This window comes from Burkholderiales bacterium (genome assembly GCA_036262035.1).
Taxonomy (GTDB): domain Bacteria; phylum Pseudomonadota; class Gammaproteobacteria; order Burkholderiales; family SG8-41; genus JAQGMV01.
In genome coordinates this window covers 10,681-31,651 of record DATAJS010000007.1, presented here as the reverse complement: position 1 = coordinate 31,651, position 20,971 = coordinate 10,681, and the positions used below count along the sequence as shown (strand labels likewise).

Annotated in this window: 21 protein-coding genes; 12 read left to right on the top strand and 9 right to left on the bottom strand. The window is 68.4% G+C overall.

Features of this window, described 5'->3' with window-relative positions; all coding sequences use genetic code 11:
• Positions 1-27: 27 nt before the first annotated feature.
• Positions 28-1,878 (bottom strand): sulfatase-like hydrolase/transferase, encoded by a 1,851-nt coding sequence (locus VHP37_05115; GenBank protein ID HEX2825704.1) that lies wholly within the window; start codon positions 1,876-1,878, stop codon positions 28-30.
• A 169-nt stretch (positions 1,879-2,047) separates the two neighbouring features.
• Between VHP37_05115 and VHP37_05110 the strand changes: the two genes are divergently transcribed.
• The 11 genes from VHP37_05110 (at position 2,048) to VHP37_05060 (ending at position 10,230) form a co-directional block, all read left to right on the top strand.
• Entirely contained in the window at positions 2,048-3,037 is a 990-nt protein-coding gene (locus tag VHP37_05110) for a KpsF/GutQ family sugar-phosphate isomerase (protein HEX2825703.1), read from the top strand.
• A complete protein-coding gene (locus VHP37_05105) occupies positions 3,037-3,561 on the top strand; it encodes an HAD family hydrolase (protein HEX2825702.1) in 525 nt (174 codons plus the stop codon). The genes VHP37_05110 and VHP37_05105 overlap by 1 nt, the downstream gene beginning before the upstream one ends.
• A 9-nt stretch (positions 3,562-3,570) precedes the next feature.
• On the top strand, positions 3,571-4,152 hold the full coding sequence (gene lptC / locus VHP37_05100) for an LPS export ABC transporter periplasmic protein LptC (GenBank protein HEX2825701.1): 582 nt from the start codon (positions 3,571-3,573) through the stop codon (positions 4,150-4,152).
• On the top strand, positions 4,142-4,762 hold the full coding sequence (gene lptA / locus VHP37_05095) for a lipopolysaccharide transport periplasmic protein LptA (GenBank protein HEX2825700.1): 621 nt from the start codon (positions 4,142-4,144) through the stop codon (positions 4,760-4,762). The genes lptC and lptA overlap by 11 nt, the downstream gene beginning before the upstream one ends.
• Positions 4,749-5,531 (top strand): LPS export ABC transporter ATP-binding protein, encoded by a 783-nt coding sequence (gene lptB / locus VHP37_05090; GenBank protein HEX2825699.1) that lies wholly within the window; start codon positions 4,749-4,751, stop codon positions 5,529-5,531. Before lptA ends, lptB begins: the two co-directional genes overlap by 14 nt.
• A 62-nt stretch (positions 5,532-5,593) precedes the next feature.
• Positions 5,594-7,027 (top strand): RNA polymerase factor sigma-54, encoded by a 1,434-nt coding sequence (locus tag VHP37_05085; GenBank protein ID HEX2825698.1) that lies wholly within the window; start codon positions 5,594-5,596, stop codon positions 7,025-7,027.
• Positions 7,028-7,052: 25 nt separating this feature from the next.
• Positions 7,053-7,379: a ribosome-associated translation inhibitor RaiA gene (gene raiA, locus VHP37_05080; GenBank protein ID HEX2825697.1), complete on the top strand. Its 327-nt coding sequence runs from the start codon at positions 7,053-7,055 to the stop codon at positions 7,377-7,379.
• A 41-nt stretch (positions 7,380-7,420) separates the two neighbouring features.
• Positions 7,421-7,906 (top strand): PTS IIA-like nitrogen regulatory protein PtsN, encoded by a 486-nt coding sequence (gene ptsN / locus VHP37_05075; protein ID HEX2825696.1) that lies wholly within the window; start codon positions 7,421-7,423, stop codon positions 7,904-7,906.
• Positions 7,875-8,816: an HPr(Ser) kinase/phosphatase gene (gene hprK / locus VHP37_05070; protein HEX2825695.1), complete on the top strand. Its 942-nt coding sequence runs from the start codon at positions 7,875-7,877 to the stop codon at positions 8,814-8,816. The genes ptsN and hprK overlap by 32 nt, the downstream gene beginning before the upstream one ends.
• Positions 8,816-9,658: an RNase adapter RapZ gene (rapZ, locus tag VHP37_05065; protein ID HEX2825694.1), complete on the top strand. Its 843-nt coding sequence runs from the start codon at positions 8,816-8,818 to the stop codon at positions 9,656-9,658. Before hprK ends, rapZ begins: the two co-directional genes overlap by 1 nt.
• Positions 9,655-10,230, top strand: a complete 576-nt coding sequence (locus VHP37_05060) for an LON peptidase substrate-binding domain-containing protein (protein HEX2825693.1) — start codon at positions 9,655-9,657, stop codon at positions 10,228-10,230. Before rapZ ends, VHP37_05060 begins: the two co-directional genes overlap by 4 nt.
• A 67-nt stretch (positions 10,231-10,297) precedes the next feature.
• On the opposite strand, the gene VHP37_05055 is transcribed toward VHP37_05060, so the two are convergent.
• From VHP37_05055 to VHP37_05040, 4 genes are read right to left on the bottom strand one after another with little or no spacing between them, the layout of a single operon-like run.
• Complete coding sequence (locus VHP37_05055) at positions 10,298-11,032, bottom strand: 5-formyltetrahydrofolate cyclo-ligase (GenBank protein ID HEX2825692.1); 735 nt, start codon at positions 11,030-11,032, stop codon at positions 10,298-10,300.
• Positions 11,029-12,096: an A/G-specific adenine glycosylase gene (mutY, locus tag VHP37_05050; GenBank protein ID HEX2825691.1), complete on the bottom strand. Its 1,068-nt coding sequence runs from the start codon at positions 12,094-12,096 to the stop codon at positions 11,029-11,031. The genes VHP37_05055 and mutY overlap by 4 nt, the downstream gene beginning before the upstream one ends.
• Positions 12,093-13,523 carry an AsmA family protein gene (locus tag VHP37_05045; protein ID HEX2825690.1) on the bottom strand — a complete coding sequence of 477 codons (1,431 nt, stop codon included), beginning with the start codon at positions 13,521-13,523 and terminating at the stop codon, positions 12,093-12,095. The genes mutY and VHP37_05045 overlap by 4 nt, the downstream gene beginning before the upstream one ends.
• A gap of 48 nt (positions 13,524-13,571) precedes the next feature.
• Positions 13,572-14,312: a CBS domain-containing protein gene (locus VHP37_05040; protein ID HEX2825689.1), complete on the bottom strand. Its 741-nt coding sequence runs from the start codon at positions 14,310-14,312 to the stop codon at positions 13,572-13,574.
• A gap of 121 nt (positions 14,313-14,433) precedes the next feature.
• On the opposite strand from VHP37_05040, the gene VHP37_05035 reads away from it, so the two are divergent.
• The gene (locus VHP37_05035; GenBank protein ID HEX2825688.1) at positions 14,434-15,264 is read left to right on the top strand and encodes a cytidylate kinase family protein; all 831 of its coding nucleotides are present in this window, start codon (positions 14,434-14,436) and stop codon (positions 15,262-15,264) included.
• A 159-nt stretch (positions 15,265-15,423) separates the two neighbouring features.
• Here VHP37_05035 and VHP37_05030 read toward each other — a convergent pair whose 3' ends face one another.
• Genes VHP37_05030 through VHP37_05015 form a run of 4 tightly spaced genes read right to left on the bottom strand, consistent with a single transcriptional unit; the run spans position 15,424 to position 20,971 of the window.
• Positions 15,424-17,160 carry a gamma-glutamyltransferase gene (locus VHP37_05030; protein HEX2825687.1) on the bottom strand — a complete coding sequence of 579 codons (1,737 nt, stop codon included), beginning with the start codon at positions 17,158-17,160 and terminating at the stop codon, positions 15,424-15,426.
• Between the two features lie 10 nt (positions 17,161-17,170).
• Positions 17,171-17,743, bottom strand: coding sequence for a sarcosine oxidase subunit gamma family protein (locus VHP37_05025; GenBank protein ID HEX2825686.1), 573 nt, complete (start codon positions 17,741-17,743; stop codon positions 17,171-17,173).
• Positions 17,736-20,711, bottom strand: a complete 2,976-nt coding sequence (locus VHP37_05020) for a sarcosine oxidase subunit alpha family protein (GenBank protein ID HEX2825685.1) — start codon at positions 20,709-20,711, stop codon at positions 17,736-17,738. The genes VHP37_05025 and VHP37_05020 overlap by 8 nt, the downstream gene beginning before the upstream one ends.
• Complete coding sequence (locus tag VHP37_05015) at positions 20,708-20,971, bottom strand: sarcosine oxidase subunit delta (protein HEX2825684.1); 264 nt, start codon at positions 20,969-20,971, stop codon at positions 20,708-20,710. The genes VHP37_05020 and VHP37_05015 overlap by 4 nt, the downstream gene beginning before the upstream one ends.

The following is a 20,971-nucleotide window of genomic DNA, read 5'->3' as shown; positions in this document are numbered from 1 at the left end:
CCTCGCGCGGCCCTTCTCATTTGCACGCTACGGTTCGCGCGGCACCGTCGTGGCCAGCGCGGCGAGCTGCAGGTGGCGCCGCCGCCAATCGTTCAGAAGTACGGCGGGTATGCCGTCGATCGCGTCCTCCGATTCGAGCGTGCCGCGACCCAGCTTCGCGATGTGCTCGCGGCCGCTTTTTCCGTCCACCCAGTATTGCCAGAGGTTGCGCGGGTCTCGCTGATCGATGAGGCCGATCGCATCGAACTCGCGCAGATAGATGAAGTCGTGCCTGCGGCCGTCCTGCAGCGCGTAGCCCGACCACGTCGCTGGCTGCGGGATGCCCAGCTCGCGCAGTACCGTCGGCGCGACGTCGACCTGGGAGGCGATCGCAGAGGCGTCGAGCGCCAGACGCCCGGGCTCGTACCCTTCGCCGATGAGCAGGAGCGGAATGCGCAGCGCCTCGTCGTCGAGGCCGCGCGCGTGCATGTAGCGGCCGCGCTCCCCGAGCGCCTCGCCGTGATCGCCCGTGATCGCGATGAGCGTGTGACCGAGATAGCCCTTGGCGCGCAGCGTCGCGAGCAGTGACTCGATGACGGCGTCGACTTGCCGAACGCCGTTGTCGTAGTAGTTGCGCGCCAGGGCCGCGGAGCGCGCGCCGGGCACCACGTAGCTCGCCGCCGGAGCGTACGTCGCGTATCGGTCCTGCCGCGCGCCGAGCGGATGCGCCGACATCAGGTGGAACTGCAGCATCACCGGCGCCCCGTCCCAGCGCGGCAGCGCGGCGGCGCGTGCGAGCACGAGCCGGTCGTCGTTCATGTAAGCGACGGGCTCGCGCGAGGTGTCGTAGTAGCTGTCGACCGCGCCGTACATGCGGTTCAGCCCGTAGAAGTTGGTGTGATCGCTGCCGATCACCAGGTGCAGCCGGTATCCGTGGCGCTTGAGCACCTCGTGCAGCGTGATCGGCCGCTCCGAAAATTGGTGCGCGAATTTGGAGCTGATCAGGCTCAGCATCCCGCAGGCCGACGAGCCGCAGGTCGAGCGCACCTGCGGCACCGCGCGCACCGGCCGCGAGCGCGCGACCGCGCTGAGATAGGGCGTGGTATCGCGCTCGTAGCCGTACACGCCCATGTGGTCGGGCCGCAGCGCATCCACGACGATGAGCACCAGGTTTTTACGATCCGGACTCGCGTCCGGTTTGTACGCCGCACGCGCTTCATCCTCGCGCGCGTCGAGCTGCCGCGCCCGCCGGTGATCGATGCCGTGGCCCTGCAGGTGCCACGACGTGCGGCCCGGATAGAACGTGAGGCTCAACGGCTCGTCGAAATCGGCGCCCCGGCCGGTGCGAAATACGGTCAGTCCGGCCGTGCTCGCGACCGCGACCGCGATGACGATCCCGACGTAAGTCCGGCTCGGCACCGCGCGCGCGAGGTGCGCCACCCAGTCGAAACGGCCGAGCGAGCGCCATACGACGGCATAGGCTGCGACGAGCACGCCGCCTGCCGCGAGAGCCGGCGCATACAGTTGAACGCCGAACATCTGCGCCAGCGCAGGCGCCTGCAGCGCGTAGGCGCGCATGAGCTCCCACGAGACGACGCCGCCCCACAGGTGCATGCCGGCGATGACGAGGATGTCGTAGGCAACGACGATCACCACGCCCGCGGCGACCGCCAGCGCGCACATCGCGCGCGCGAGGCTGCGGTCGGAGACGATCATCACCAGCACCATGCGCACGAGCGTGAGCCCGAGCCACACCAGCGACACGACCGCGAGATGCGCCGCGGCGCCGATCGCGGCGACCTGGGGCTCGCTCACGTAGGCGATCACGAAGATCGCCGCGGCGAAGAGCCAGAGCGCCAGCTCCGACAGCAATGCCCTGGTCAGCGGGACACGCGGCAAATGGACTCCCCGATTGCGCGGCCGCGCTGCATCCGGGCGCGGCTCGCGCGGACGTTATCACAGCCGTGCGCCCTTCGCGGTGCGGCAAGTCTTTTTTCTTTGAACACAAGGGCTTGTGACATGGATCAGGGCGTCTATGACGACCCCTCTGCTATACTTCCGACCGACCATGCAACCCCTTCCCAAGCCCGCCGAAGCGGCCTCCATCGCGATCGCGCGCGACGTGCTCGAGATCGAGGCGAAAGCGATCACCGACCTCGTCTCCAGGCTCGACGAGAGCTTCGAGCGCGCCGTGCAGATCGTGCTCGCGTGCAAGGGCCGCATCGTGGTGTCCGGCATCGGCAAATCGGGCCACGTCGCGCGCAAGATCGCCTCGACCCTGGCGAGCACGGGGACCCCCGCGTTCTTCGTGCATCCGGCCGAGGCGAGCCACGGCGATCTCGGCATGATCACGCGCGACGACGCCCTGATCGGCCTTTCGAACTCCGGCGAGAGCGGCGAGCTGCTCGCGATCGTGCCGCTGCTCAAGCGCCAGGGCGCGAAGCTCATCGCGATGACGGGCAACGAGCGATCGAGCCTGGCGAAAGAGGCCGACGTGCATCTCTACGCCGGCGCGGAAAAGGAAGCCTGCCCGCTCGATCTCGCGCCGACCGCGAGCACGACCGCGGCGCTGGCGCTCGGCGACGCGCTCGCCGTCGCGCTGATGCGCGAAAAAGGCTTCACCCGCGACGATTTCGCGCGCTCGCATCCGGGCGGGGCGCTCGGCCGCAGGTTGCTCACGCACGTGCGCGACGTGATGCGCACAGGCACCGGCGCGCCGCGCGTGGGTCCGCGCGCGACGGTGATGGACGCGGTGGTCGAGATGTCGCGCGGCCTCATGGGCATGACCGCGGTGGTCGACGACGCCGGGCGCGTCATCGGCATCTACACCGACGGCGATCTGCGCCGCTCGCTCGAGCGCGGTGTCGATCTGAACGCGACGCGTATCGCCGACGCGATGGGCGCCGGTCCGCGCACGATCGCGCCGGAACGTCTGGCCGCCGAAGCGGCCGAGCTCATGGAGCGCCACAAGGTGCACCAGATCCTCGTCGTCGACGAAGAGAAAAAACTCGTCGGCGCGGTCAACATACACGACCTTTTGCGCGCGAAAGTGGTCTGATGGAAGACGTCTACGCTCGCGCCCGCGGCATACGGCTTGCGATCTTCGACGTCGACGGCATCCTGACCGACGGCGGCCTGCACTACCACGACAGCGGTGAAGAAACCAAGATATTCGACGTGCGCGACGGGCTCGGCATGAAATCGCTGCAGCAAAGCGGCGTCGAGCTCGCCATCATCACGAGCCGGCGCTCGGCATGTGTCGCGCGCCGTGCGGAGAACCTCGGCATCGAGCTCCTGTTCCAGGGTATCGAGCACAAGCTCGGCGCTTTCCAGGAACTCGCGGCCTCGCTCGGACTCGAAGCGAGGCATTGCGCTTACATGGGAGACGACTGGGTCGATCTGCCGGTGCTGACGCGCTGCGGGCTCGCGCTGTCGGTGCCCGAAGCGCCCGCGACCGTGCGCAGCCGCGTGCACTACGTGACGCAGGCCGGCGGCGGCCGCGGCGCGGTGCGCGAGGCGTGCGAGCTCATCATGCAGGCGCAGGGCACGTTCGACGCACAGCTCGCGGCCTATCTCTCCTGACGCGGACCGATGATCGAGCGCTTCGGGGGCTGGTTCCCCCTTGCACTGCTGGCGTGCCTCGCCGCGTTCAGCTTCTGGCTGGAACGCGTGCTGCGCCCGCCCAGCACTCCGGGCGCGGCCGTGGTGAGGCACGATCCCGACTACATCGTCGACGGCCTCGCCGCGGTGCGCATGGACGAGCAGGGCCGCGTCAAGCACACGCTGCGCGCGGTGAAGATGACGCACTACCCCGATGACGACGTCACCGTGCTCGAGAAGCCGCGCTTCGTCACGTATGCCGAAGGAAAAGCGCCGGTCACCGTCACGTCCCTCGACGCGCGCGTGTCGGCCAACGGCGACGACGTGTACTTCGAGAACGAGGTGCGCGTCGTGCGCGCCGCCGCCGGCAATCAGAGCGAGCTCACCCTCGAGACGAATTACCTGCACGTGATTCCCGACGACAACATCGCGAAGACCGACCGCCCTGTAACGATTCGTAACGCCGCAGGGGTGGTCAACGCATCGGGCTTAGAATTCAATAGTGAGACACGGGTGCTCAACCTCCAGGGGCGGGTCAAGGCGGTCTACAACCGGGCGGCCGATGCGCGCTAGGCTCTCTCGCGCGCTCGTGCCGCTGTGTGCGTCGCTGGCGCTGGTCGCAGCGCCGGCCGCGCACGCGGAGAAAGCCGACCGCAACAAGCCGATCCACGTCGAAGCCGACCGCGCGACCGTGGACGACGCGAAGCAGATCATGACCCTGACCGGCAACGTGGTGATCACGCAGGGCACGACGGTGCTGCGCGGAGACAAGGTCCAGGTGCGTCAGGACAAGGACGGCTTCAAGAGCGGCACGGTGTGGGGGAACCTCGCGTACTTCAAGCAGAAGCGCGAAGGCACCGAGGAGCTGATCGAAGGCTGGTCCGAGCGCATCGAGTACGACAGCCGCGCCGACAAGGTCGAGATGTTCAACCGCGCGCTGATGAAGCGCGGTCCGGACGAAGTGCGCGGCAGCTACATCTCCTACGACGTCAACACCGAGTTCTACCAGGTTCAGGGCGGCGGAACGAAGGCCGCGAGCGCGCGGCCCGCCGAGGGCCGCGTGAAAATGGTGCTGAACCCCAAGCCCAAGGAAGGCGCGACACCTCCGGCGCCCGCGGCCGTGCCGCTCAAGCCGGACGCGGGTGCCGACGTGCCGCGCGGAGAAACCGGTGCCGGGAAGTAGCCCGCGCGACGCCGCGGAGCTCGCACCCGCGCACGTCGTCGAGAACCCCAGCGAGCTCAAGGCGCAGAGCCTGCGCAAGCGCTACCGCTCGCGCGTCGTGGTTCACGACGTGTCGCTCGAAGTGCGCAGCGGCGAGGTCATCGGTCTGCTCGGCCCCAACGGCGCCGGCAAGACGACGTGCTTCTACATGATGGTGGGGCTGGTGCCGATGGACGGCGGCGAGCTCTACCTCGACGGCGAGCGCCTCACGCACATGCCGATACACTCGCGCGCGCTGCGCGGGCTCTCGTACCTGCCGCAGGAAGCTTCGATCTTCAGGCGGCTGTCGGTCGCCGACAACGTGCGCGCGGTGCTGGAGCTGCACGAGAACGACGACAGCATGCTCGAGCTCAAGCTCGACGACCTGCTGCGCGAGCTGCACATCGCGCACCTGCGCAACAGCCCGGCGATCAGCCTGTCGGGCGGCGAGCGCCGGCGGGTGGAGATCGCGCGGGCGCTCGCGACCGAGCCGCGCTTCATCCTGCTCGACGAGCCGTTCGCCGGCGTCGATCCGATCGCGGTGATCGAAATCCAGAAAATCATCGGTTTCCTGAGAGAGCGCGGCATCGGCGTGATCATCACCGATCATAATGTGAGAGAAACTCTCGGCATCTGCGACCGCGCTTACATCATCAACGAAGGATCGGTCCTCGCCAGCGGCAAGCCGGAAGAAATCGTTTATAATGAGAGCGTAAGAAAGGTCTACCTCGGGGAGCACTTCCGTCTCTAGCGCTCTCGAAGAGACGCCTCCCCCCGCAACAAAGCAGCGCCCGGACCCTCCCTTCAGAGCGCATGAAGCATTCCCTCCAACTCCGGCTTTCGCAGCACCTTACGCTCACGCCGCAACTGCAGCAGTCGATCCGGCTGCTCCAGCTGTCGACTCTGGAGTTGAACCAGGAGCTGGAACGCTTCCTCCAGGAAAACCCGCTGCTCGAGCGTGACGAAGGCGTCGCCGACACGCCGCCGCCGCCCGTCAACGGCTCGTCGGTAAGCGAAGCCCCGGTCGAGGCGGGGGCCGCGGCCGCCGAAGAGCCGCAGACCGCCGCGTCCGACGGCGAGATGATGTTCTCGGGCGGCGAACAGTACGGCAACGGCTCGCGCGAGGACGGCGACGACGACGATTACCCGCAGGTCGCAGCCGAACGCCCGACGTTGCGCGATCACCTCATCGGCCAGCTCTCGCTCACCAAGCTCTCCGAGCGCGACCGCACGCTGGTGACTCTGCTGATCGAGACGCTCGACGACGACGGCTACATGACGCAGGAGCTGGAAGAGGTCCGCGCCATGCTGCCGGAGGAGCTCGACGTCGAGCCGGAAGAGCTGCAGATCGCGTTGAAGCACCTCCAGCACTTCGAGCCGAGCGGCGTCGGCGCACGCAATCTGGGCGAATGCCTCGCGCTCCAGCTCACGGCCCTGGCCGAAGACACGCCTTTTCGCACCGAAGCCCTCGAAGTGGTGAACAATCACCTCGACGCGCTGGCCTCGCGCGATTTCAATCGGCTGAAGAAAGTGCTTCGCTGCGACGATTCGACGCTCCGGGACACGCAGAAGCTCATCACGAGCCTCAACCCGCGTCCCGGCCGCGAGTACGGGTCGGACGATACGCGCTACGTCGTCCCCGACGTCGTGGTGCGCAAGGTGAAAGGCGTGTGGATGGCCGCGCTCAACCCGGAAGCGATGCCCAAGCTCAGGATCAACCGGCTCTACGCCGACATCCTCTCCCGGGCGCGCAGCTCGGGATCGCAGCAGCTCGCGAGCCAGCTCCAGGAAGCGAAATGGCTGATCAAGAACGTGCAGCAGCGCTTCGACACCATCCTTCGCGTCGCGCAGTCGATCGTCGACCGCCAGCGCCATTTCTTCGAGCACGGCGAGGTGGCGATGCGCCCGCTGGTGCTGCGCGAGATCGCGGAGACGCTCGACCTGCACGAATCGACCGTCTCGCGCGTGACGACGCAGAAGTTCATGCACACCCCGCGCGGCATCTTCGAGCTGAAGTACTTCTTCGGCAGCCACGTCACGACCGAAAGCGGCGGCTCGGCGTCCAGCACCGCGATACGCGCGCTCATCAAGCAGCTCGTTTCGTCGGAGAACTCGAAGAAGCCGCTCTCCGACAGCCAGATCTCCGAGATCCTCGGCCAGCAGGGAATCGTGGTCGCCCGCCGCACCGTGGCGAAGTACCGCGAATCGATGCAGATACTGCCCGTCAATCTGCGCAAGACTCTGTAAGCGTCCATCCGAGAAGGAGCGCCGCATGAACCTTCATGTCACCGGTCACCAGCTCGACGTCACTCCCGCCATCCGGGAGTACGTCGGAGCCAAGCTCCAGCGCATCACGCATCACTTCGACCAGGTCATAGACGTGAACGTCATCATGTCCGTCGACAAGCTCGACCACCAGATCGAGGCGACGGTGCACGTGCGCGGCAAGGACATCTTCTGCGAGAGCACCGCCGAAGACATGTATGCAGCCATCGACGGTCTGGTGGACAAGCTCGACCGCACGATCCTCAAGCACAAGGAAAAGAACCTCTCGCAGCGCCATGGCGCGACCGTGAGGCACTCCGCAGAAGAGGAGTAGCCGGCTCGACGCCGCTCCTCGCGCAATCTCAGAGTCTCTTGATGAATTTGATAGCCAAGCTGCTGCCCGAGTCGAACGTCATCATCGACCTCGACGTGTCCAGCAAGAAACGGGTATTCGAGCAGGTCGGGCTGCTCTTCGAGAACAACAACAGCATCGCGCGCGCGCAAGTGTTCGACAGCCTGTTCGCGCGCGAGAAGCTCGGCTCGACCGGACTGGGCCAGGGCATCGCGATCCCTCACGGGCGCATCAAGGGCCTGAAGGAGGCGGTCGGCGGGCTGGTGCGCACGCGCCAGCCCATCCCCTTCGACGCGCCGGACTCGCAGAACGTGAGCCTGATCTTCGTGCTGCTCGTCCCCGACCGCGCGACCGACCAGCACCTGCAGATCCTCTCCGAGCTCGCGCAGATGTTCAGCGACAAGGCTTTCCGCGAAAAGCTGCTCGCCGCCCCCACCGCGCAGGAGCTCCATACGCTGATCACCCAATGGCAACCGCATGCCACGACTCAGCATAGCTCGGTTATTTGAGGATAACCGGGAGAAGCTGAAGCTCGCCTGGGCGGGCGGCCGCTCGGGCGGTGAGAAGGATCTGGACAGCGAGCTCATCAAGGGCTCGTCCAAGGGACTCATCGGGCACCTGAACTTCATCCATCCCAACTGGATACAGGTGCTCGGCCCCACCGAGATACAGTACCTCGAACGGCTGGACGCGCACTCGCGCAAGGCGACGCTGACCGACATCGCGTCGCGCGGCCTCGCGTGCTTCATCGCCGCCGAAGTCGACCGCCTGCCGCCGGATCTCTGCGCGGTGGCGGATGCGACGGCGACCGCGCTTTTCACGACTTCGCTGCCCAGCGTCGAGCTCATGTGGATGCTGCGGCCGTACCTCGCGCGCGCGCTCGCCGACTCGACGACGACCCACGGCGTGTTCCTCGACGTGCTCGGCGTGGGCGTGCTCATCACCGGTCAGTCGGGCGTGGGCAAGAGCGAGCTCGCGCTGGAGCTCATCAGCCGCGGCAGCGGTCTCATCGCCGACGACGTGATCGAGTTCTATCGCATCGGCCCCGAGACGGTCGAAGGACGCTGTCCGTCGCTGCTCAAGGACTTCCTCGAAGTGCGCGGTCTGGGCGTGCTGAACATCCGCACCGTGTTCGGCGAAGCGGCGCTGCGCCCGCGCAAGAACCTGAAGCTCATCGTGCACCTGGAGAAGCCCGGTCCCGACCACGCGCCGATCGAGCGCCTGCCGCTCAGACCCGGCGCCGAGGACCTCATGGGTGTGAGCGTCTGCAAGGTGACGATACCGGTCGTCGCGGGACGCAACCTCGCGGTGCTCACCGAGGCCGCGGTGCGCAATTACGTGCTGCAGATGCGCGGCGTCGACAGCACCTCCGAGTTCGTCGCGCGCCAGGCGCACGAGCTCCGCAACGGCGATCCCTGATGCAGCTCGTCCTGATCACCGGGCTTTCGGGTTCGGGCAAGAGCGTCGCGCTGAACGCGCTCGAGGACGCCGGCTATTACTGCGTAGACAACCTGCCCGTCAACCTCCTGCCGGAGCTCGTGGTGTCGCTCGCGCAGACCGGCTATTCGCGCGTCGCGCTGTCGATGGACGTGAGGAGCGGGCTCGCGCTCGACGCGCTGCCGCAGCAGCTCGCAGCGCTGCGCCGCGCCGGCAGCGAGATCAGGATCCTCTTCCTCGACGCCAAGGACGACACGCTGATCCAGCGCTTCTCCGAAACGCGCCGCCGCCATCCGCTGGGCGACGGGCATCGCACGCTGCCCGAGGCGATCGCCCGCGAGCGCGAGCTGCTCGAGGAGATCGCCGCCCTCGCGCAGCACATCGATACCAGCGAGCTCTCGCCGCACGTGCTGAGAAACTGGGTGCGCGAGTTCGTCGAGGTGCCCAGCGCCGGCGTCACGCTGCTCTTCCAGTCGTTCGCGTACAAACGCGGCATTCCGCTGGACACCGACATGGCTTTCGACGTGCGCTGCCTGCCGAATCCGCACTACGACGCGAAGCTGCGGCCTTTTACCGGACGCGACGAGCCGGTGATCGCGTTCCTCGACGCCGATCCTTCGGTGCAGAAGATGCTCGCCGACATCACGCGCTTCGTCGCCGACTGGCTGCCGTGCTTCGACCGTGACAGCCGCAGCTATCTCACCGTCGCGATCGGCTGTACCGGCGGCAAGCATCGCTCGGTGTATCTCACCGAGCAACTCGCGCAGCACTTCCGCGGCCAGCATGCGCGGGTGCTGGTCCGCCACCGGGAGCTCTCCCTGTGAGCGAACGGCATTTCATCTTCCCGCTCGGCACCGTGCTCTTCCCCGGCGGCGCGCTGCCGCTCAAGATCTTCGAGCAGCGTTACCTGGAGATGACCAAGGTCTGCATCCGCGATTCCAGGCCCTTCGGCGTGTGTCTCATCCGCGAGGGCGCCGAAGTCGGCGCACCCGCGGTGCCCGAGACGATCGGCTGCCTCGCGACGATCGAAGAGTGGGAGATGCGCGACCTCGGCATGTTCCAGCTCGTCGCGCGCGGCGGCGAGCGCTTTCGCCTTCTCGACACCGAGGTCGCGGCGAACGGCCTCATGTCCGGGACGATAGAGCGCATCGGGGAGGAGGCACCGCCGCCGGTCGATCCGGCGTGCCGCGAGGTGATGGAGCTCATCGTGAAGCAGGTCGGGGACAACTTCCCCGGGCCTGTCCGGCTCGACGACGCGCTGTGGGTGAGCTGCCGGCTGGCCGAAGGACTGCCGCTCGACAGCGCGATCAAGCAATCGCTGCTCGAAGCCGACACCGCGACGCGCATGCAGCGGCTGCGCGACATTCTCGCCGCCGCGGGTCTGGTGAAGGGCTAGGCCGCTCGCGCAGCCCGGTGCGCTCGCGCGCACCCTACGTAGGTCGCGTGCTAACGCGACGCGCCGTTCACGCTTTTCCGAAGTAATCGGGGAACTGGTCGGCGTAGCACACCGGGGAGGATAGGCCGGTGTCGGGAAACGCTGCGCGCGGCAGGCGCTTCGCCAGCAGCAGCCGCTCGTATCGCTTCTTCGCTTCCGCCGCATCGACCGCTTCGAGCGGCTCGCCCGACGCCGCATAGATCGCGCTTTCGGTCACGACGAAATCCATCGGTATGTCGTGCGGCTGCGGGTGGATGGTCTCCATCCGCAGCGCATCGAACGCGATGCCGATCGCGACGATGCGGCGCTCGAGCGCGGCGAGCGTGCGATCGAAGAAGCCGCCGCCGTAACCGAGGCGGTAGCCGCGCCCGTCGAAGCCGTTCATCGGCACGATCGCGATGTCGGGCAGCACGACCGGAGTGCCGTCGGGCACCGGAATGTCGTAGACGCCCGCGCGCATCGGCACGCCCGGTTTCCACAGGCGGAAAGTCAGCGGCGTTCTGGGCGCCGTGACTTCGGGAAGCGCTCCGTGTGCGCCCGCCTCGCGCCAGTGCCGCACCGCGAAGCGCGCGTCGAGCTCGTTCTTGAACGGCCAGCAGAAACCGACGACCGTTTCCGCCGGCGGCGTGAAGGCGTCGACGAGCGCCGCCGTCATGCGCGCGTTGGCCGCATTGCGCTCGGCCTCGGGAATCGCCACACGGCGCGCGATCAGCGCTTCGCGCCGGGCCTTGCGCCACTTCTTCAGGTCTTCCGGAATGCTCACTGCTCTCTCTTCTCCAGTTGCTCGACGATCGTCCTCACCGGCGCGGGTATCGCCGCCTGCTTCACGTCCGACAGCGCCAGCCACTGAGTGTCGCCTTCGGCCGCTCGCGTCTCCAGCGCCTGCACTTCCAGCCGCCGCGGTGCGATCGTGAGCTTGTAGTGCGTGAAACCGTGCTCGACGCGCGGAAGCTGCTCGACCGCGCCGACCGCCGCGCCGTAGCGCTGCGCGCAGAGCGAGGCGTGGTCGTCGTCCATCGCGGCTTCCGGAAAGCTCCAGAGGCCGCCCCAGATGCCCGGCGCCGGCCGCTTCTCGAGCAGGACCTCGCCTCCTCGCGCCAGCACCAGCATCACGGTGTGACGATGCGGCAGCGCTTTGCGCGGGCGCGGCGCCGGAATGACCTCGGTCAGGCGCTTGCGCCGTGCGATGCAGTCGGCGGCGACCGGACAGGCCTCGCAACGCGGCTTGTGCCGGCTGCACACCGTGGCGCCGAGGTCCATCAAACCTTGCGTATAGGCTTCGACCTCGACGAACGGCAGCACATCGGAGGCAGCGCGCCAGAGCTCGCGCGCCACCGCGCTCTCGCCGGCATAACCCTGTATGCCGCGATGCCGCGCGAGCAGCCGCTTCACGTTGCCGTCGAGGATCGCGTGCCGCGAACCATAGGCGAAGACCACGATCGCCGCCGCGGTCGAGCGGCCGATGCCGGGGAGCGCTTCGACCTCCTCGATCGTCCGCGGAAAGCATCCGCCGCGCTCGTCGCGAACGACGATCGCCGCGCGATGCAGGTTGCGCCCGCGCGAGTAGTAACCGAGCCCCGCCCAATGCGCGAGCACGTCGTCGAGCTCTGCATCGCCAAGCGCCGCCACCGTCGGGAAGCGCGCCATGAAGCGCTCGTAATAGGGGATCACGGTCGAGACCTGGGTCTGCTGCAGCATGATCTCGGAGACCCAGATGCGGTACGGGTCGCGCGTGTTCTGCCACGGCAGCGCGTGCCGGCCGTGCTGGTGCTGCCACGCGACCACGCGCGCAGCGAAATCCCCGCCGGTCTGCGAGCGGCGCGTCACGGCTTCAACGCGAGCTGGACGTTCTTCGCGACCACGCTCGCGCGCCTCAGAGTGCCGATGCGCAGCGTGCCTGCCGCAGGCGAGCCGGAGAGCTCGGCGAGATCGAAGTCGACGCCGGTGTCTTTGCCCGCCGCGAGACCGAGGCGATCGAGATCGAGCGTGTCGAGATCGAGCGCAAAGGTGTACGACGACGGCGAGACACCGTGGAACGCCGCCTTGACGCGCGTGTCGAGCACCGTTCCCGCGAGCTTCGCTTCGACCCGCAGGCTGCGCGTATCGAAAGTCGCGTTCCCCGCGACCGCGCCTTCGACGCCGCGCTTCGGCAGCCCCGCGCCTCTCGCCGAGAATTTGGTGCGCGCGTCGCTCAGCTCGAACACGCGCGCCCCCTCGGTCGCCCGCAATGCGCCGGCGACTGTCGCGTGGACCTTGCGCGCATCGCGCACGAGGTCGAGCTCGACTGTCGATTCCCGCGCGGCGAGCACGCCCTGGCGCCACTCGACGCGTGGGGAGTTGAAGCGCGCCTGCAAGCGGTCGTCACCGGTGCTCGAGCGAAGGGCGGCCGCGACCGATTCGGCCGTCGTTCCCTCCGTGGAGGTCTCGAGCAGCGTCGACGCCGCATCCAGCTCGAACGGCCGGCCGGCGGCTTTGAACCGCCCCTCGATGGCCGAAGCGTTCACGCGAAAGACGCCGGGCGTCCATGCGGCGCCGCCCTTGATCGTCGCATCGACGTCGCTCAGCGTGGCGAGCTTGCCGCGCAAGCGCGCGGACGCGGCGTCGAAGGCGTAGGTGCGCTGTCTCGAGTCGAACGTGAGGCGCCCCTGCGCCTCGATCGCCACCGCGTACGCGCCGGCGCCGTCGCGGGCGTCGAAAGCGACCGTGACCGGACTCGTCGCGGCGTTCACGAGACGCCCCGTGACGATCTCGATGCCCGAAACCTGGTGGCGCGTGCCGAGCGCGAGATCCTCGTAGACGATGCGCGACTTCGTCACGCGCGCGCGTGCGATGTCGAAATCGAGCGCTCCGCCTTCGCCCGCGAGCAGATCGTCGATGTTGAGCCGGCCGTCCTTGTCGCGCGTGATGCGGACGCTCGCGCCTTCGAGGAAGAGCTCGTCGGCGACGAGCGCTTTGTCGAAGAGCGGCCTCAGCTTCGCGCTCAGCCTCGCGTTCGCCACCTCGGCGAAGACCGCATCGCTGCCGCGCTCGCTCAGCGCGACCGGACCGAGCGTCAGGCCGAGATCGGGCCACAGCGAGAGCGCGGTCTCGCCGCGTATCGTCAGCGTACGTCCGGTCTTCTCTTTCACGAGCGCGACGATGCGCGGCTCGTAATCGCGCACGTCGAAGGTGAGGACGAGATAGCCGAGGACCAGCCCCGCACAGAGGAGAAAAGCGCCCGCGGCGGCGAGCGCGTACTTCGCGACCTTCTTCACCCCGCCATTCTAGCGCGCACGCCCTCCCCCCCCTCAGGGAGAGGCGCTTTACCGCTGCACGCCGCGCACCGGCTGCGACACCTCTCCCAGCACCTCCGCCACTGCGCGCCCCTCGTCCGCAACGGCGTTCTGGCGTGCGTGCCGCGCGAGATCGCCCTGCGCGAGTATCCCGATCAGGCGTCCGCGCTCGTCGACGATGGGCATCCTGCGCACGCGGTGGTGCGCCATCTGCCGCATGCATTCGCCGACGGTCTCGTTCGCGTAGCACGCGAAGACGTGCTCGGTCATGCAGTCCGCGACGATCGCGCTGCGCACCTCGCGTCCGCGCGCGACGATGCGCGTGACGATGTCGCGGTCGGTCACCATGCCGACGAGCACGCCGTTGTCGCTGACCACCGGGAGCGACCCGCAATCGCACTCCTCGAGCAGGCGCGCGGCGCGCTCGACCGACGACGCCGGATGGACGGTCGCGACGCGCCGCGTCATCAGGTCGTGAGCGCGCAGGTCGGCGAGGCTGCCGGTGAGAGGCCGCGAGCGGTCGATCTGCGGCTCCTGCGGGCCTTGCGGCCACGCGCCGCGCGGGTCGGCGCGGAAGCGGGCGCCCTGCTGCGGCGAATACGTCCAGTCCGCTCGCGCGTAATTCGTGCCCTGGTTCTGCTGCGGAGGGCTGCCGTGGTGCTGAGGGGGCGCGCCGTAGAGCGGCCGCTCGTACTCGTCACGTGACAGGCGCTGGGTCTCGCGCTCGCGGGTCTGGGGATCGTCGGGCCGGTCGCGGTTGTTTCTCCACATGGTGCGCACTCCGGAATTTTTGCGGGGATCGACGCAATAGCGGGAATTCCGCAGCAACGCCCATGCCCGGCGATGCTAAGCTGCCCGGAAACCATCACGTTCGGTCGCGAAGGGAGGCGCAATGCCGGTCGTCGCAATGACACGCGAAATGGGATCTCTGGGCAAGGACGTCGCCGCCCGCCTGTGCGAGCGCATGGGCAGACCGCTCGTCAACCACGAGATGATCGGGCTGCTCGCCGACAAGATGCGCATCCGCAAGAGCCACGTGGTGCGCTTTCTCGAAGGCAAGGCGGGGATCTGGGAGCGCCTGACGACCGACGTGACGAGCCTCTCGATCTACACCGCGGACGAGACGCTGAAGCTCGTCGAGAACGGCGGCGTCGGCGTGCTGCGCGGCTGGGGCGCGACACATCTGCTGCGCGAGGTGCCGCACGTCATCAGCGTGCGCGTCTGCGCGCCGTTCCCGGTGCGGGTCGAGCGCATGATGGAGCGCCTGCAGACCGAGGACCGCGCTTTCGTCGAAGGCGAGATCAAGCTGTCCGAGGAAGCGCACGCGGCGATCACCAAGCGCCATTTCGGCGTCGACTGGCACGCTGCGGAGAACTACGACCTCGTGCTCAACACCGAGCGGCTCACGATCGACGAATGCGTCGACGAGATCGCCGCGCTGCTCGGCGAGCCCAACTTCCAGGAGAGCGTCGAGTCGATGCGCATCTTCGCCAATCTCGCGCTGCAGATGCATGTGCGCGCGGCGCTGCGCCACGACCCGCGCACCGCGCGGATGAGCATCGCCATCGACGCTCACGACGGACGCGTCACACTGCGCGGAGTGCTGGAGCCCGGACTGCTGGAAGAAGATGCGCTCGAAATCGCCCGGGACGTGCCGGGCGTGAGCGGCATCGAGAGCAAGCTCAAGATGTCGTCTCTGCCGAGGTACAAGCTCGACAGCTAGCGGCGTAAGCGCCGCAACCGCCGCCTTAACTTATCGCGCGAGCGGGCGGCGGGGCGCTAGCGACGGTCGTCGCCTGGAAAGTCAAAATGGATTCCCGATCCCTTACGCTGTCGCGGGTCGGGAATGACGGTGCAACGGCCGCGGTGCGTTACGCCGGCGCTACCAGGCGATCGCATAAGCTTCGCGCCGCGGGTCGGCGCCGGCATGCAGCCAGCCCGTCGCCGGGTCTTTCATCACCGCGCACACTGCTCCCGCGGCAGGCGCCAGGTCCGCCCAGCGTTCCACCGGATGCCCCAGCGCGGCGATCGCGTCCATCGTCGCCTGCGGGAAACGGCTCTCCATGTTGAAGTTGCCGATGGAGAACGGCGAGAACGAGTTCGGGAACGTGAAGGTGCCGAAGCGCGGCTGCTCGATCGCTTCCTGCACCGCCATGCCGAAGGTGTTCACGTTGAGGAACACCTGCAGCATCGCCTGCATCTGTACGTCGCCGCCGGGCGTGCCGAAGCCCATGTAGAGCTCGCCGTCGCGCACCGCCAGCGCGGGCGAAGGCGTGAGGCGCGGGCGCTTGCCGGGCTTGATCTCCGCGGGGTGTCCGGGCTCGAGCCGCCCTTGCGCGCCGCGCGAGGAAACGGTGCCGCCCAGCCCCGGGATCACCACCGTATCGCGGGCGTTGTCCGACAGCGTCGCCGAATAGCAGTTGCCGTCGCCGTCGACGACACAGCAATAGATCGTGTCGAGCGCGGCGCCCGGCTCGAGCTTGGCGTAGCGCGAGAGATCGGAGAGGTAAGGATCGTGCGTGGCGCCCGGCGGTTTGCCCGGCTGCGGCATCGTGCCGAACGCGCGGTCGCTGCGTATGCGCGCGCGCTGCGCCCTGGCGTATTCGTCAGACAGGAGCCCGGCGACCGGCACTTCCACGAAGCGCGGATCGCCGCAGTAACCCTCGCGGTCGGCGAACGCGAGATTGAGCGCTTCGGCGACGTGATGGATGTACTCGGGCGAGTTGTGTCCCATCGCCGCGAGATCGACGCCCTCGAGGATCTTCATCGCTTCCAGCAGCGAGATGCCCTGGCACCACGTATCGCAGCTGTGGACTTCATAGCCCTTGTAGCTGCAACGGATACTGGGCTCGAGCTGCGCTTCGAATCCGGCGAGGTCGGCCTTGGTGACGAAGCCGCCGTTCTCGGCGTGGAAGCCCGCGATCGCGTCGGCGATCGGACCCTTGTAGTAGTAGTCGTGCGCGGCGCGGAGCTTGGCGAGTCGATCGCCGGTCGAGCGGCGCTCCGCTTCCATCATGCCCGCGATCGATTCGGCGAGCTTCTCCTGCTTGAAGATCTGGCCCACGCGCGCGGGCTCGCCGCCGGGCAGGTACAGCGCCGCGCTCGACGGCCAGCGGGCGTATTTCTCGCGATACTTCTCGAAGTGACGCACGAACACCGGATACGCCGCGAAGCCGTCGCGCGCGAGCTCGTACGCGGGTGTGGCGGCTTCTTCGAACGAGATCGTACCGAAGCGCGACAACGCGAGAATGTGCGTGGCAGGCGCGGCCGGCATCACGGTGCGCAGCAGGCCTTCGGGGATCGCGCCCTGTCCTTCACGGCGCAGGCGCTCGACGTCCACGCCCGCCGGCCAATAGCCCAGACCGTTGATCGCCTGCACCTTGCGCTCCTTGCGGCGATAGACGAGCGTCGGCGCGACGCCCGAGAAGCTCACGATGTCCGGCTGCACGATGGCGAGCGCCATCGCCGCGGCGACACCGGCGTCGACCGCATTGCCTCCGCGCTCGAGGATACGGACCGCAGCCGCCGCGGCGAGATAGTGGCCGCACGCGACCGCGTAGCGTTTGCCGATGACGGTCGGGCGCCAGCTCGGGCGCGGTGGTGTGGGCTTGCGTTCCATGCGAGGCTCCTTACTCAGGCGGCGCGATGGTGTAGCGATATTCCGCGCTCGCGTGCGCGATCCAGTGCCAGAACGAACCGGCGTAGCTGCGCGAACAATAGACGTCGATCACGTCGGGCTCGACGTGGTCGAGTATGACAGAGATGCGACCGATCGCCGTCTGCGCACAGCGGCCTGCGGGAAAGACCCGCGGATCGAGGTCGAGCGCGCAGCCTTTGACGAGCGCATCGCGGACGTGCGCCCCGCGCAGCCGCAGCGCCGCGCGGCCGTGGCTTACATCGGTCGCCGTAATGTGACTCTGACCCGGATTTCTGGGAATCCGGGTCGGAGTCACATTTTCGACGACGAGCCACTCATCGGGGCCGAGCCACAGAACGCGCGTCGAAGAACCGACGGCGGTGTTGGGCTCCGGCGAGAGCTGGAGGCCGCAGCGCGCTTGCAGCTCCGCGGCGACCGCATCCGCCGGTCCGCGCACGTTCAGCATCGCAACCGGGCGTCGCGGCGCGATGGTGATGCCGGCGCCCGCAGCATTGCCGCTCGCGCGAGCCGCATAAGGCTCGAACGCGTAAATCCGCTCAGCCACGCAGGCGCTCTCCCTTGGGATCGTGGAAGACGTGGTGCGTCACCTCGACTTCGACGCGCTGGTTCGTGACCGGCGAAACGGCGTGGAGCTTCTCGCCGTAGCGCGCGCGCCCGCGCTTGACCAGCCCCAGCGCGATCGGCTTGCCGAGCGTCGCGCTGAAGCACGTCGACGTGACGTGACCGTCGATCGGCACCGGCGCCGCGTGCGACGGATCGGCGACGATCTGCGAGCCCCGCGGGATCGGCGTCCTGCCGTCGACCGGGACGAATCCGACGAGCTGTTTGCGGTCCTCGGCGCGCAGCGCCGGACGCGCGAGCAGCGGCTTGCCGATACACGTCTTGTCCGCCGTGACCATGCCGCCCAGGCCCACGTCGTCGGGCGTCGTGCGCCCGTCGATCTCCATGCCGGCGATGTGGCCCTTCTCGATGCGCAGCACGCCCATCGCTTCGGTGCCGTACACGGTCAGATCGTGAGCCTTGCCTGCGTCGATCAGCGCATCCCACACCGCCGCGCCGAAATCCGCGGGCACGTTGATCTCGTACGCGAGCTCGCCGGAGAAGCTGATGCGGAACACGCGCGCGGGTATGCCCGCGATCTCGGTCTCGAGATAACCCATGTACGGGAGCGCCGCGTTGCTCACGTCGCCCGACGCGAGCGCCGCCAGCACGTCGCGCGACTTCGGCCCCGCCAGCGCGACCGCGGCCCAGTGGTCCGACACCGACGTGAGCCTCACATCGAGCTCCGGCCACTGCACCTGGAGGTAGTACTCGAGATTCGACATGACGCGTCCCGCGTTGGCGGTCGTCGTCGTCATGTGAAAGCGCTCTTCGCCGATGCGCGTGGTCGTGCCGTCGTCGTAGATGAAACCGTCCTCGCGCAGCATCAGCCCGTAACGCGCCTTGCCCACGGTGAGATTGCGCCAGCGGTTGACGTAGACGCGCTCGAGAAACGCCGCGGCGTCGCGGCCCTGCACGTCGATCTTGCCGAGCGTCGAGACGTCGACGATGCCCACGCGGTTGCGCACCGCCAGCACTTCGCGATTCGTCGTCTCCAGCATCGACTCGCTGCCGCGCGGATACAGCATCGGCCGGCGCCACAAGCCCGCATTGACGAACACCGCGCCCGCCGCTTCGTGACGCGCGTGGATCGGCGACAACCGTACCGGATCGAAGTGCGGGCCGATCTCGGGTCCGGCGATCGCGCCCAGCGTGACCGGCGTGTACGGCGGACGAAACGTCGTGGCGCCCACGTCCGGGATCTGCGCGTCGATGAGGGCCGCGAGTATGGCGAGACCGTTCACGTTCGAGGTCTTGCCCTGGTCGGTGCCCATGCCGAGCGTGGTGTAGCGCTTCAGATGCTCGACCGAGTGGTAGCCCTCGCGCACCGCGAGCGCCACGTCGCGTGCGGTGACGTCGTTCTGAAAGTCGACGAAGCGCTTCGCCTTCTCGGTGTCGCTGCCGACGACGTCCCACAACGGCATCAGCGGCGCTTGCGCTTCGTCCGCAACGGCAGGAACGCTGACGCTCACGCGTGCGCAGCCCGCAGCTTCCGCCGCGGCGGCGCCGGCGCGCGCGCCGTCTTCGAGGCAGCGGCCCAGCGCGAGCTCGCCGCGCGCCGCGCCGGCCGAGCGTTCGGCCTGCGCCGATGCGTCCGGCACGAACGCGGTGAGACGCTCGTCGTAGCGCAGCCGGCCTTTCGACTGCGAAAAGAGATGCACCGCGGGACTCCAGCCGCCGGAGACGCAGACGAGGTCGCACGCGATCTCGCGCTCGCGCGCGGCGGTGCCGTTCACCAGCCGTCCGACCGTCACGCCGTCGACGTGCTTCCCGCCGGTCGCGCGTATCACCGCGGCGCCGGAGATCACCTCGATCCCCGCGCGCGCGACGCGGTCGCGCACGGCGCCAAGCTCGGTGCGGGGATCGACGACGGCGGCGACCCGTACACCGGCGCGCTGCAGATCGAGCGCGGCGCGATAACCCGAATCGTTGTTGGTGAACACCACCGCGCGGCTTCCCGGCGCGACGGCGTAGCGGTTGACGTAGATGCTCGCCGCCGACGCGAGCATCACCCCAGGCTTGTCGTTGTCGGCGAAGACGAGCGGCCGTTCGATCGCCCCGGTCGCGAGCACGACCTCTTTCGCACGCACTTTCCACAGGCGCTGCCGCGGCGCGTGCTCGGCGCCCGGGTGGACCGACTGCGCGATGCCGAGCAGGTTGTGATCGAAGTAGCCGAAGACGGTCGAGCGCGAAAGCAGCGTCACGTCGCGACACACCGCGAGCTCGGCGACGGCGCTGCGCGCCCATTCGAGCGCCGGGCCGCCGTCGATCTCGCACGATTCGCCGAGCAGCGCCCCGCCCCACTCGAAATCGTCGTTGGCGACGATGACCCGGGCGCCGGAGCGCGCGGCCGCGAGCGCCGCCGCCAATCCCGCCGGGCCGCCTCCGGCGACCAGCACGTCGCAATGCGCGTGGCGATGCGCGTAGCTGTCGGGATCGGGATCGCGCGGCGATACGCCCATGCCGGCCGCCTTGCGGATCCAGTGCTCGTACTTGAGCCACCACGACTGCGGCCACATGAACGTCTTGTAATAGAACCCCGCGGGCAGGAAGCGCGAGAAGACGTCGTTCAGGCTCTGCAGGTCGAACGCAAGCGACGGCCAGCGGTTCTGGCTCGCGGCGACCAGACCTTCGTGCAGCTCCACCTGGGTCGCGCGCAGGTTCGGCTCGGTGCGCGCGCCGCGCCCGACCTGCACCATCGCGTTGGGCTCCTCCGCGCCGGCGCCGAAGATGCCGCGCGGCCGGTGGTACTTGAAGCTGCGGCCGACGAGGCGCACGCCGTTCGCGAGCAGCGCGGAAGCGAGCGTGTCGCCGGCGCAGCCTTCGAGCGTGACGCCGTCGAAGCTGAAGCGCAGCGGCCTGTGCCGGTCGACGATCCCGCCGGTGGCGAGCCTGTAGGGCTGGTTCTTCACGCGCGTCCCCCGCTCGCGGGCGCCGAGCCCAGCACTGCGTGAGTGAGCGTGTTGCGTTGCACGCGTATCCAGCGGCGGCAGCCGGCGGTGTGCTGCCACAGTTCGTCGTGAGGGCCGCGCGGGTTGTCGCGCAGGAATACGTACGCGTTCCACTCTTCGAGCGAGGCGCCGTCGGCCGGCTGGCGTGCGTTCGCGTCGCCGCCATAGGTGAACTCGGTGACGTCGCGAGGCCCGCAGTGCGGGCAGGTGAGCAGCATCAT

What these genes read in the sequence shown, in the direction of transcription:
- VHP37_05110 (HEX2825703.1), top strand. Translation starts at nt 2,048, where the DNA reads ATGCAACCCCTTCCCAAGCCCGCCGAAGCGGCCTCCATCGCGATCGCG.
- VHP37_05105 (HEX2825702.1), top strand. Translation starts at nt 3,037, where the DNA reads ATGGAAGACGTCTACGCTCGCGCCCGCGGCATACGGCTTGCGATCTTC.
- lptC (HEX2825701.1), top strand. Translation starts at nt 3,571, where the DNA reads ATGATCGAGCGCTTCGGGGGCTGGTTCCCCCTTGCACTGCTGGCGTGC.
- lptA (HEX2825700.1), top strand. Translation starts at nt 4,142, where the DNA reads ATGCGCGCTAGGCTCTCTCGCGCGCTCGTGCCGCTGTGTGCGTCGCTG.
- VHP37_05085 (HEX2825698.1), top strand. Translation starts at nt 5,594, where the DNA reads ATGAAGCATTCCCTCCAACTCCGGCTTTCGCAGCACCTTACGCTCACG.
- raiA (HEX2825697.1), top strand. Translation starts at nt 7,053, where the DNA reads ATGAACCTTCATGTCACCGGTCACCAGCTCGACGTCACTCCCGCCATC.
- ptsN (HEX2825696.1), top strand. Translation starts at nt 7,421, where the DNA reads ATGAATTTGATAGCCAAGCTGCTGCCCGAGTCGAACGTCATCATCGAC.
- hprK (HEX2825695.1), top strand. Translation starts at nt 7,875, where the DNA reads ATGCCACGACTCAGCATAGCTCGGTTATTTGAGGATAACCGGGAGAAG.
- rapZ (HEX2825694.1), top strand. Translation starts at nt 8,816, where the DNA reads ATGCAGCTCGTCCTGATCACCGGGCTTTCGGGTTCGGGCAAGAGCGTC.
- VHP37_05040 (HEX2825689.1), bottom strand. Translation starts at nt 14,312, where the DNA reads ATGTGGAGAAACAACCGCGACCGGCCCGACGATCCCCAGACCCGCGAG.
- VHP37_05035 (HEX2825688.1), top strand. Translation starts at nt 14,434, where the DNA reads ATGCCGGTCGTCGCAATGACACGCGAAATGGGATCTCTGGGCAAGGAC.
- VHP37_05030 (HEX2825687.1), bottom strand. Translation starts at nt 17,160, where the DNA reads ATGGAACGCAAGCCCACACCACCGCGCCCGAGCTGGCGCCCGACCGTC.
- VHP37_05015 (HEX2825684.1), bottom strand. Translation starts at nt 20,971, where the DNA reads ATGATGCTGCTCACCTGCCCGCACTGCGGGCCTCGCGACGTCACCGAG.